The organism is Bifidobacterium amazonense (assembly GCF_018555435.2).
Classification (GTDB): domain Bacteria; phylum Actinomycetota; class Actinomycetes; order Actinomycetales; family Bifidobacteriaceae; genus Bifidobacterium; species Bifidobacterium amazonense.
Genome location: NZ_JAFEJT020000039.1, coordinates 19,040 through 31,300, shown reverse-complemented (window position 1 = coordinate 31,300; position 12,261 = coordinate 19,040). Strand labels below are relative to the sequence as shown.

Below are 12,261 nucleotides of genomic sequence, written 5' to 3'. Positions count from 1 at the left end.
TGACCTTCCCTGCCTAAGCATTGAGGTCACGCGATGGAATCGACACGGTTCAATCCATCTCGTGACCGGCAATTCGCGGGTTTCGAGGTCACGCGATGGTATTTTGGCTGGTTTTGCCATCGCGTGATGGTCAATCCACCCGTTTTTCATCATGTGATCGAAAGAATTCACATTGCGGACTCATTGATGGTCGTTTTGTGGTCTAGAACAGTCGATGAACGAGACAAGGGCAGAGATTCTATCTACAAGGGGAACGATCATGGTCTTAACGACAGCCACGGCATCAGCCACAACATCAACCGCAACGACGAAGACCGCATCAACCGCAAAACGGCCGGGCGCACTGGCCCATTGGCTCGCGTACCCGAAGGTGGCGCGCATCCAGCGCAAGGCGGCCGAGGATGTGGGCCGCGGCAGTGAGACGCTGATGACGTTCGCCCGCGGCGACCTGTTCAAGGCGGCCCGCCGCTTCGCCGAAGGCAAGGGGCACAAGGCGCTCGTCGTCACCGGATTCTTCATCCCCAAGGCCGAACATCCGGCCGCCGAATCGGACGGGCCGGTGGGTGCGGCTGAAATATGCGCGGCGATCCGCGCGATCGGCGGCGACGCGTGGATGGTCAGCGACGCATGGTGCGAACCGGTGATCCGCGGCGCGGCCAAGGACGTGCTGCCGGACGACCGCGTGCTCATCGCGCCCAAAGGCGACGCGTTCGACAACTGGCTTGACCAAACGCGCAAGCTGGTCGAACGCGAGCATATCGACACGGTGATCTTCATCGAACGCGTCGGACCGGCGCGCGACGGCTACCCGCGCAACATGCGCGGCATCAACATCCAGGAATGGACCGCGCCGCTCAGCCGGCTCGCCGGGCTCGGCCTGCACACGGTCGGCATCGGCGACGGCGGCAACGAGATCGGCATGGGCCACATCCAGGAGTACGCGATCGAAGACATCGTCGACCACGGCGAGGATATCGCCTGCACCGTGCCCACCGAGGAGCTCATCGTGGCCGGCTGCTCCAATTGGGGCGGCCACGCGTTCGTCTGCTCGCTGTACGCGATGGGCTGCACGCAGGTGGCCGCCATGCTCGACGACCGGTGGCATAAGGACGTCATCGCCAACATCACCGCGGCCGGAGGCCTCGACGGCGTCAAACTGCTCAACATCCCCACCGTCGACGGCCTGTCCGAACGCCAGTACTACGCGCAGATCAACGCGATCTCGCAGCTGGCCCGTTAACGGGCCGTTGGAAGAGGTATCGCACTGGCGCGCGACACCACGTTTATCGGCGACACGGCCGTGCCGCAAACGCTCCCTCAACCGAGGGAGCCGAGGCTCCGCCAGCACCATGCGTGTCGACGTGTGTTCAACGTGACGTTGTGATACCGCTCACTCGTGATACTCACGGTCGGCCACGATCTTGCCCGACCGGTCGAGCGCGGTCGAGAACCGGCCGTAGTCGCTCAGAATCACGCCCATGTACAGCATGTCCACGAGCGCGGTGTGCGCGACGCGCGAGAAGATCGCATTGCCGTAGATCGTATGCTCGCTGCGGCCCGAATACAGGCACACGTCGGCCCAGCCGGCCAACGGCGAGCCGGACGCGTTCGTCACGGCGATCGTGTGCGCGCCCTGCGACTTCGCCAGGCGCAACGCCTTGACCGTGTCCGATGAAGAACCCGAATAGGAGAAGGCGACCGCCACGTCCGTCTGATCGAGATGGCCGGCACCGATCTGCTGCAGGTAGGCGTCAGTGTTCAGCCTGCACGTCAGGCCGAGATAACTGAGCTTGGTGAACAGATCGGTGGCCGGCACCAGCGAATTCTCGACGCCGTAGATGTCGATCAGGGAGGCGCCCGCGATCAGCGAAACGGCCTTGCGGTAGGCGTTGCGGTCCAGCGACGAGGCCAGATCGTCCAGCAGCGTCTTCGCGCTGTTCGCCGCCTTGGCCGGCACCGAATCCACGTCGTCCCAAGGATTCAGATCGAACCCTTCGAGCGGGTCGAACGTGACGCGGCGCTCCGCTTCCGGATGCCGCAGCACATAGCGCAGTTCACGGTATCCACCGAAGCCGAGTTTGCGCGAAAACCTGATCACCGTGGGCTGGCTGACCCGCGCGGCTTGCGCGAGCTGGCCGACCGTCAGGTTCGCGGCCTCGTCGAGATGGTCACGGACGAACTGCGCCACCGCCCGCTCGGCGGGCCGCAGCGACGGATACACATGACCGATGCGCTCGCGAATACCGACCGAGGTCTGCATGCCGTCTCCCTTATCGCTCTGGTGCCTTGCTCACTATTCGATTGCCAGCCTATCCGAAGCGGGCTTATGTTCGCGGGCGAAAATCTGTCGCCAAAGTGAACACGAATTGAACACTTGCCGGATCGGGTGCCGGGTTGGCTGTTGAATTGGCTGTCGGGCTGGCTGTCGGGTGCTGAGCCATGCCAGTTGGATCGTGGGGCGTCGCGATCGGCTGCGAACGTATGCGTTTCAGGATGCTCCAGGACGTTCCGGGATACTCCGGGATGCTCCGGGATGTCCCAGAACGTTTCATAATCTGACGTTTTCCGCCGGGTCGCATATGGCCTATTCCCGTCCGCCGCGCGATAATGGAACGCATGGTGACGATTACGGTGGGTGCGCCGACGCATGCGGTGAGCGATCGGCTCTATGGCGTGTTTTTCGAGGACATCAACCACGGTGCGGACGGTGGTCTGAACGCCAACATGGTGAACAACTACAGTTTCGACGGCGTGTATCTGACGCATTCGTCGCTGCGGCTCAAAGGCGCGGAACGTTGGATGACGCAGGCCGACCCGCTGCGGTTCTGGCGGTTCCGCCGGCTCGACGCCGTCAGCTGCGGCACACGTATCCGCGGCGACCACGGCCAGCCAGTGGATACGGACTGTCCGGCGCCGCCGATCCACGACAACAGCCGGTACGCGCGCGTCACGGTCGCGCTCGGGCTCGTCGGCACGATCGAAAACCTCGGATACAACGGCGGCGGCGATCACGCGAACGTATGCGCGATGTGCGTGCGCACGGGACGCTCGTACGAATTTTCCGCATGCGTGCGCGCGGTGCGCGGCACGGTCTCGCTGCGCGTCGTCGTACTGGACGACGACGATGAGCCGCTGAGCGACGACGTGCGGTTCGACGTGGACCGTTTCGCCGGCGAGCCGCTGCACGACGGCTGGATACTCGTACGGCATACGTTGTCCGGACTGCGCGACGGATACGGCAAACTGCATATCGACGCGCAGGCCGCGGACGGTCCGGACGGCTCGGGTGCGATGGACGCGACCGGGACGACGACGCCGTCCGCCGTGACGTTCGACCTCGACGCCGTCTCGCTCATGGACGCCGACTACTGGGGGCGCAACGATCCGAAATGGCGGTTCGGCAAACTGCGCCGCGACCTGGTCGAATCGATCGCCACGCTGCATCCCGCGTTCGTGCGATTCCCCGGAGGCTGCATCGTCGAAGGCGTCACGCCGGGCAACGAATACCGGTGGAAGGACACGGTCGGCGCACCCACGGCCCGCCGCCAGCAGTACAACATGTGGGCGTTCAAATCGCCCGACGGCTCCAGCTATTCGCAAAGCTACCAGATCGGCTTCTACGAATACTTCTGCCTGTGCGAAGATCTGCATGCCAAGCCGTTGCCGACCCTGTTCGCCGGCATCACCTGCCAGTCGCCCTACCGCGACCCCAAGCACGTCGACACCGATTCCGACTGGTTCCGCCGCGTCGTCGTCCAGGACTACCTCGACCTGATCGACTTCGCCAACGGCGACCCGGACACGAGCGCATGGGCCGCCGTCCGGCGCGACATGGGACACCCCGAACCGTTCGGACTCGACATGATCGGCATAGGCAACGAAAACTTCGGCGCCGACTACGTGGCCAAATTCGATGCGATCGCACGCGCCATCCACGAGAAGGACCCGAACATGCTGTGCGTGATGAGCGCCGGCCTGTTCCCGTTCCGCCTGCCGATGAAACGCACGTGGGATCACGCGCACGCGGTCGCCGCGGGAAGCGTGCCCGGCGTCGCGCGCGAGATCGACGCGGCCAGCGCCGACCTGCTGCCGGCCACGCGCATCCTCGTCGACGAACACGCCTACCACTCGCCGGAATGGTTCATCGCGCAGGCCAACCGATTCGACGACTACCGCCGCGACGGCACCGGCGTGTACTTCGGCGAATACTCGGCCAACGGCTACTTCGCCGCCCAGCCGCAGGACCACGACCATGCCAGCAGCTGGCGGTCGGCGCTCGCCGAGTCCGCGTTCCTCACCGGTTGCGAACGCAACAGCGACATCGTGAAAATGACATCGTACGCACCGCTGCTCTCGCACGTCACCGGGCACGGCTGGGAGCAGAACCTCATCGAATTCAATCCGTCCGCAGTCGGCCCCAGCGTCAACTACGAGGCGGAACGGCTGTTCTCCGCGAACGTGGGCCCGCTCGCGTACGAGTGCCGCATCGACGGCGACGCGCCGGATGGCCTGTACGTGTCCGCGACCGGCGACGAGAACGCGTTGCGTCTCGTCAAACTCGTCAATACGGGCGGGAAACGCGCGGGCGTGACGCTTAACGTCTCGTACGGGCCGCGCGGCCTGCTGCGACGCGACGATGCGGTCGGCTCCCCGCGCACGCTGCGCGTCGAAACCCTGACAGGCGATCCTGACGCGCGCAACGAGCTCGGCTATACGGGCGGCGTCCGCGAATGCCTGACGCGCACGGTTCGCGAATCCGTGCTCCCGCCGGACGGCCCGGGCAGTATCGCCCTCGCGCTGCCCGCCTACAGCCTCACCCTCGTGCGACTCGAATAGCGGCTTGCTTGCGTATTCCGGTGTGAGGCTGGTGGAACCTTGGCTTCCTCGCTGGGCTACGCTACTGCTTTCAGCGTGGCATTTTGGTTAGGCTGTCGTCAGATCGCCCCGCTAAGGCTCCTCTCAGCGTGGCAATTTGTCGAAGTTCCAACCATTTCCCTACGCTGACTGCTCACAGTGTGCTCTCAGCGTGGCGATTCGGCTGGGTCATCGTCAGCCCACACCCATTGGAGCGCGAGGATCCGTAAAAACATGCGGCGGTCGGAACGGGAGGGCAACCGGCCGTAAGGCTGAGCGGCTGCCTCGACGCATATCGGTCGGAAAACAACACGGCGAAACAACGTAGTTGGCTTGATTTCCCGCTAAAATCTTCCAAGGTTAACGAACGGTGAACTTCGGAGGAATAATGCGGCGCTGGGCCATTGAGCTGCTCAAAAGCGAAACGATCCTTATCGTCGCCTCGATACTGGCGCTCATATCCTGCTTCATCGTCCCGCCGGACGCCGACTACAAGGACTACGTGCACATGAGCACGATCAGCCAGCTGGTCTGCCTGATGCTCGTGGTGTGCGGTTTCCAGCGCATTGGCGTGTTCCGCATCATCGGCTCGCGGCTATTGCACCATGTCGGCACCGCGCGCGGGCTCGTGATCACGCTGATCTCGCTCACGTATTTTTCGGCGATGCTCATTACCAACGACGTCGCGCTCGTCACGTTCATTCCGTTCGCGATTTCCGTGCTCGTCATGGCCGACATGGAGGAGCATGCGGTGCTCGTCGGCACGCTGATGACGATCGGCGCGAACGTCGGCAGCATGCTCACGCCGATCGGCAACGCGCACAACCTGTATCTGAAGGCGCTCACCGGCATGCCCGCGACGGAGATGATCGGCATCATGGCGCCGTATTCGGCGCTGGCCGCAGTGATGCTCGTCATCATCTCCTGCCTCGTGTTCGGCGGCAAACCGGTCTCCGAATTCCGCTCGCTCGACGGCGTCGGCATCGAACAGGGCGTGCTCGCGCCCTCCAGCGAAGGCCACCGGCCCGACGAGATCCGCATCACCGGCTACGGTGCGGGCTACGGCGGCTGGCGTACCGTCGTCTATACGCTCCTGTTCATCGTCTGTCTGCTTGCGGTGAGTGACGTCATCCCGCTGTGGCTGATGTGCGTGATCGTGTTCGCCGCGTTCCTCGTGTGCGACCGCAAGGTGTTCAAGAACGTGGACTGGGGTCTGCCGCTCACGTTCACGATGTTCTTCATCTTCATCGGCAACATGAAGCGCGTGCCGGAATTCTACGAACTGGCCGCCTCGCTCGTCAACATCCGCCCGCTCGAAGTCGCGGTCGGCTCCAGCCAGCTCATCAGCAACGTGCCCACCACGCTGCTGCTCTCCGGCTTCACCGACCAGTGGCGGCCGCTCATCATCGGCACGAACTTGGGCGGCATGGGTACGCTCATCGCGTCGATGGCCTCGCTCATCGGCTACAAGAACGTCGTACGCAAGTATCCGCACCAGAAGGGCCGGTATCTGGCCGTCTACTCGGCTGTGAACGTGCTGTTCCTGATCGTGCTCGTGGGGCTTTCCTGGATCATCGAACCGTGAGCCCGGACGGCCGCGGTCGGTTGCGGTCGGTCGCGGTCGGTCGCAGCCGGTTCGCGGCGGTCGCGGCCGGTTTGCTGGACCGGTTCGCGGGACCAACTTGCGGCTCGCGGTCGACTCTCCGAGTCCTTGCCCCGACCCATGTCCATTGGTATGAGGCCGCGCGAGGGCGGCGCGGCGGCGTGGCGGTTATGCTGAAGACAGCGCGGAAATATGGACGTTTCCGCCGGGTCGAAGGGCGTCATCATGGAAAAGACACCGCAAAAGAAGCGTCGCGAGCGCATCGCGCGCACGCTTGCCGGCGTGGCCGCGGCGATGCTCGCCGTCGGACTGATGCTGTATTACCTGCCGCTGCCGCAGCGCATACGGGTCGAAGGCGACGCGTACCGTGTCGACGACGCCGCGACCAGCACCTCGTACACGATATCGATGGACGCGGTACGGCTGCGCTACCTGTTCCAGTCGGATCGGCTTACCGGACACATCACCATCCGTCCGGCCGACGGCGGGGATGCGGTGGTCGACCGCGACTTCGACCAGAAGATGTTCCGGATCACGAACGTGACCCATCCCGGCACCGATGCCACGGTGCAGTATTTCAACGGATCATGGTCCGACGTCAGTTCCGGCCTGCCCGACCTGATACTGGCGAGTGGGCTGATCTCCCCGGACGGTTCGACGATGATGATCGATATCGACGACGCCGGCATCTACCTGGCCCCGGCCTCGAACGCGCAGGACGCCGAGCGGATCAAAACCGAATTCAACAAGGTATTCGGCGTCGATGAATGGATCAACACGCGGCAATAGTCGTCCGGAAAACGTCACGGCAGCCGGCTGAGCAGGTCGATGAGCGACCGTTTGCCCTTGGTATACGGAGGGTAGATAAACGCGAGCGTGTCGGGGAACGTCGGTTTGGCCGTGACCGTCTTGACATGGCTGAACTCGAGGAACCCGGCGTGCCCGTGATACGAGCCCATGCCGGACGCGCCCACGCCGCCGAACGGCAGCCTGTTGGACAGCAGATGCCCGAGCGGCAGATTGAACCCGAGCGCGCCGGAACTTGTCTCCCGTTCGAACAGTCGGCGTACGGCCGGGTTGTGTGAGAAGACGTAGCAGGCCAGCGGTTTCGGCCGCGCGTTGACGAATGCGACCGCCGAGGCCGCGTTCGCGATCTCGATCACCGGCAGGATCGGGCCGAAGATCTCCTCGCGCATCACCGGCGCGTCCGGCGAGACGTGCGTCAGGACGGTCGGCGCGATGTAGCGTTGCGACCGGTCGCCGAACCCGCCGCAGACAACGTGCGCGGCCGATCGCGGATCGTTGCCGCGCGGCATGAGCGACATCAGCCGGTCGTAGTGCCGTTTGCTGACGATGCGTGCGTAACTGGCCGACGGACGTCGTGCGATGCGCGAATCGGCACGATCGATGTTGCGCTCGCTGATCTGAGATTCGTTGGAAACGTTGGCACGACGATCGCCGGTTTGATCGGTGGGATCGAATGCGGGCACGCCGTCGCCGAACATGAACCGTGCGGCGCGGGCGATGCGTCGTGCCAGATCGTCGGCGATATCCGGCGTGGCGAGCACGTAGTCGGGCGCGACGCAGGTCTGGCCGGCGTTGACGAACCGTCCCCACGCGATGCGCCGCGCGGCCGCGTCCAGATCGGCGGTGCCGTCGACGAACACGGGCGATTTGCCGCCGAGCTCGAGCGTGACCGGCGTCAGATGCTTCGCCGCGGCCGTCATGACGATGCGTCCGACGCGGCCGCCGCCCGTATAGAAGATATGGTCGAACGGCTGCTCCAGCAGCGCGCCGGTGACGTCCGCGCCGCCCTCGACCACGGCGAATGCGTGCGGATCGAGATATCGCGCGATCAGATCGGCCATGACCCTGCTGGTGGCGGGGGAGAGTTCGGACGGCTTGAGACACACGCAGTCGCCGGCGGCGATCGCGTCCACCATCGGCTCAAGCGAAAGCAGCACCGGGTAGTTCCACGGCGAGATCACCAACGCCACGCCCTTCGGCTCGGCCACGGTCCAGCTGCGGGCCGGCTGCAGCAGCCACGGCATGAGTTTCGGCCGTCGTGCCGACCAACGGGCCATGCGCGGGCGGACGAACCGGATCTCGTCCAGCACCAGCTTGATCTCCATCAGCATCGTTTCGGCGGTCGGCTTGCCGAAATCGGCGTGCACGGCCTGTGCGAGATCGTTCGCATGATCGCGCAGCATCCGCTCCAACGCGTCCAGCTGCGCCCGCCGCCAACGCAACGGCTTCGTCCTGCCGCTGCGGAACGTGGCGGACAGTCGGTCGAACGTTCGCGGACCCTCGTCGTGTCCCGCGTGTTCCGTACGTTTCGTACGCGCTGTATGTCCCGCATGGTCCGTGCATCCCGCATGCACTGCACGTTCCCCGTGCCCGTCCAGGCCGCCGCGCCCGCCGCGTCCATCATCAGAATCGCTCATGCCCCCGTTATACCAGATGCGCACCGGATGCCGACGGTCGCAACACCGGCAGTGATACCGGCAGTGATACCGGCAGTGACACCGGCAATGTTGACGTGCGGTGCTATGCTGTGTCGCGGAAAAACCGCGGAACACGGCCGCTTGCGATCCACAAGACCGGAGCGTCATGCGAAACGGCGCGCGTTCGTCGGGACCAACAGTCGTCGACGACGGACGGCGAAACGGGTAACGCCGGGTTCTGCGTGATCGTACCGAACGGATCGTATTGAACGTCAACTCCGGCGGCCTTAGGGACGAGTGGTTCCGCAGCAGTGCGGGGATCATGGTCGTCATGCAGTAACAGCAGTAACAGCAAAAACGGTAAAAACAACAGTATATATAAGGAACAATCATGCGTTATACGGTTATCGGCGCGGGCGCGATGGGCCTGCGCTACGGCATCCTGCTGCAGGAACACACGGACGCTCACGTCGACTTCATCGACGCGTGGGCGCCGCACATCGACAAGATCCGCGAACAGGGTGGCGTGTACGTGAGCCGTGATCACGAGAACCGCCAGCTCATCCCGATCAACCTGTACACGCCGGAGGAGTACGACGGCGACCCGGACGTGTGGATCATCTTCATGAAGCAGATGCAGCTTGAGGATATGCTGGGGCGCTGCGCCCACCTGTTCAAGGACCATCAGGTCGCGTTCAGTGCGATGAACGGCTGGGGCCACTTCGAGAAGATCGCCCAGTACTTCAGCGAGGACCGCATCTACGGCGGCACCGCACTCGTCGCCACCGTGCTCAACGGCCCGGGCGATGTGGACTTCATCGGCAAGTCCGGCGCCGGCACCATGCACATGTGCGCGATGACCAACAAGGTCACCGACATCGAAAAGGCTATTTTTGAGGACTTCAAGCAGGCGAACCTCAACCCGGAGATCTCCGACGACTTCAAGGGCATGTGCATGGCGAAGATCGTGTTCAACTCCGTCGTGAACACGCTGTGCACCATGTACCAGATCACCATGGGCCAGTTCATCAGCTACCCGGGCGCCCGCGACATGGCCATGCAGCTCATCAACGAGGCATACGACGCGTGCGAGCGTGCCGGCATCAAGCTCATCAACACGCGCGCCGAGGAACTTGAATCCGTGGATTACGTGAGCCGCACCGGCAACCCGCTGCACTATCCGTCGATGTACCAGGACATGAGCCGCGGCCGCAAGACCGAGGTCGACTACATCAACGGCTACATCGCGAAGATCGGCCGCGAGCACGACTACGTGTGCCGCACGCACGAGTTCCTCACGCACGGCGTGCATCTGGCGGAGCTCGCGTTCCAGTATCATCACCAGAACGACGCCAAGTGACGTTGATGTTGCCGGTATGCCGGTGCGGTTTGCGTACCGGCATACTGGTATACTATCCCTTCGTTTGGCCCCGTAGCTCAGCTGGATAGAGCATGTGACTTCTAATCTCAGGGTCGCCGGTTCGAGCCCGGCCGGGGTCACGTGAAAGCCCTTGGAAATACTGGCATTTCAGGTTTCCGGGGGCTTTTGTTGTATGCGGATTCGGCCGGTATGGGACAACATGGGCGAATCGATTCTTCGTGCTTAAGGTGCATGGAGGGTGCACGTGGGCTTGCCGCTGCGATGGTCCGTTTGTCTTTATTTCGGGTTCCTTGCGTTGGGGGTGCGTTTGGTGTGTTGCTGGCGCAACGATTCCGGGGAATGTTCGGCTTCGTCCCGGATTCTTTGCGCTGGGTCATTGTCAGTGCAAGAAATCCGGGAAGAGTGGGCTGTTTTCCCGGAATTATTGCGCTGACGATGCTTCAGCGCAATAATTCCGGGATGATAGGACGGATTTCCCGGATTTGTTGCGCCGGGAATGGACGAAGATGGACAGTCGGGATTCCGTGTCAGGATTCCGTGTCGGGAGTATGAAAGAGGATCGACATTTTTGTCGGCGCTTTGTCGACTGATGCTGGCGGAGTGCTGGTGGAGTGAAGCTGGCGGAGCCTCGGCCCCCTCACTGAGGGGACATCGCCGTGAAGCAAACGCCGGAGGCGTTTGTAGGCGATGTGCGAGCCGACAGGCGAGCCAGCAGAACGCGGGCGAAGCCCGTCCATAATGGCAGGACCTGTCGAGCGTAGCTCGACTGGGGGAGCTCTGCGGCCGTAGGCCGCCAACAAAACGGCATCGCGCGCAGCGCGATTCCAAAACCAAGCCGCCAATGCTGTCAACGTAGTGAAATGGTTAGCGTAGCAATATGGTCGGAATGTTGGTAAAACGCCGCGAATAGAGGGCTCATATAGGTACTTGTTGTCACGCTTGGTCTGAAAACGGGCGGATGGTGCGGGTGTGGCCTGATTTGGTGTCATGCCCTTACGGAAATAAGGATTTTCGGCAAGGTGTGACAGAAGGCATGCGCGTGGTTTTGGACCGTATGTCGGCTGATCGTTGGTATTACTGGGGTCCTGCGTGACGCCGCTTGTCACGCCTGGCCAGTATTTCCGTTTTCGTGCGAAGTATGACACAGACGTTGTCACGCTTCGCCGACGGGAGCGTTTTCCAGAATTGTATGACAGCAGATCACGCCACACCCTGTGCGAACAGGCCCTAAATGGTCAGGTGTGACAAACCGCCGCCATAACGGCATGGCATTGTGCAATGATCGGCGCTGACCTGCGACTGCTGCTCACAATGAATATCCATGCAATGCTGTGTTGCAGACGGCGGTCCGGTTCGATCCGAGCGAAACCTTAGAAACGTGTGATTTGGACGGTCTGCTAAACCTTAGAAATGTGCAATGCGCAAGGAGTCGGCATATTCCGCAGGAAGGTGTACGACCGGCTGTCCGAGTGGAAGCAGGCCGGTGGTGGCGTGGTTTGCATTAGCTGGCTAAGGCAAGTCGTTGCAAACCATTTGCCAGCATTCGCCGCCTCGGAGTGGGTGGAGGCAATCCCATACCGTTGATTTCGTGTAGTTTCGGCATCTTCTATACCGTTGTTTTCGTGTACAAGGATGGTGCCGGTGGTGTCGGAACGTAAGATGTTGTGCCGTATGTCCTGTTCCGGTCTGTCGGTCTGTTTAGACAAGGTTTGCTGTAGCTGTCGATGACTGTCACGTTGGAACGTTGCCGATGATGAAGAAACGCTGATGAAGCGACGATGATTCGCTGTGATTTATACCAGATCGTTCGCTCGAGAGCGGCTTGCGTCTCGCTTTGTGGATGATGAAAGTCGGCGCATTTTGCAACCGTAATCACGACACGCCGTTGCGCAAAACTCGTTGGAATGTTGGAATTCCGCCATTGTTATCGCTCCCTTTTAGGGGGTAAAGCCAACGAACCCGTTCGCCGAGTTTGCCTG

General features: G+C 62.5%; 7 protein-coding genes and 1 tRNA gene. 6 read left to right on the top strand and 2 right to left on the bottom strand.

The genetic code is table 11. The features are described 5' to 3' along the window. The first annotated feature begins 259 nt into the window (after positions 1–259). Positions 260–1,240, top strand: a complete 981-nt coding sequence (locus tag JS533_RS09270; protein WP_241514135.1) for a glutamate cyclase domain-containing protein — start codon at positions 260–262, stop codon at positions 1,238–1,240. 150 nt (positions 1,241–1,390) lie between these two features. Here the strand turns inward: JS533_RS09270 and JS533_RS09265 are convergent, their stop codons facing one another. Further along, complete coding sequence (locus tag JS533_RS09265) at positions 1,391–2,260, bottom strand: MurR/RpiR family transcriptional regulator (RefSeq protein WP_241514134.1); 870 nt, start codon at positions 2,258–2,260, stop codon at positions 1,391–1,393. Between the two features lie 356 nt (positions 2,261–2,616). Between JS533_RS09265 and JS533_RS09260 the strand changes: the two genes are divergently transcribed. From JS533_RS09260 to JS533_RS09250, 3 genes are all read left to right on the top strand, one after another. Continuing rightward, entirely contained in the window at positions 2,617–4,836 is a 2,220-nt protein-coding gene (locus JS533_RS09260) for an alpha-L-arabinofuranosidase C-terminal domain-containing protein (protein ID WP_241514133.1), read from the top strand. Between the two features lie 406 nt (positions 4,837–5,242). Then, on the top strand, positions 5,243–6,439 hold the full coding sequence (locus tag JS533_RS09255) for an SLC13 family permease (protein WP_241514132.1): 1,197 nt from the start codon (positions 5,243–5,245) through the stop codon (positions 6,437–6,439). A 243-nt stretch (positions 6,440–6,682) separates the two neighbouring features. Beyond that, positions 6,683–7,246 (top strand): hypothetical protein, encoded by a 564-nt coding sequence (locus tag JS533_RS09250; protein WP_241514131.1) that lies wholly within the window; start codon positions 6,683–6,685, stop codon positions 7,244–7,246. A gap of 14 nt (positions 7,247–7,260) precedes the next feature. Here JS533_RS09250 and JS533_RS09245 read toward each other — a convergent pair whose 3' ends face one another. After that, positions 7,261–8,901, bottom strand: a complete 1,641-nt coding sequence (locus tag JS533_RS09245) for an aldehyde dehydrogenase family protein (RefSeq protein ID WP_241514130.1) — start codon at positions 8,899–8,901, stop codon at positions 7,261–7,263. 391 nt (positions 8,902–9,292) lie between these two features. Here JS533_RS09245 and JS533_RS09240 point away from each other — a divergent pair, with 391 nt between their 5' ends. Both JS533_RS09240 and JS533_RS09235 read left to right on the top strand, forming a co-directional pair. Beyond that, complete coding sequence (locus tag JS533_RS09240) at positions 9,293–10,261, top strand: ketopantoate reductase family protein (RefSeq protein WP_241514129.1); 969 nt, start codon at positions 9,293–9,295, stop codon at positions 10,259–10,261. A gap of 66 nt (positions 10,262–10,327) precedes the next feature. Continuing rightward, a tRNA-Arg gene (locus JS533_RS09235) sits at positions 10,328–10,401 on the top strand. Positions 10,402–12,261: the final 1,860 nt, after the last annotated feature.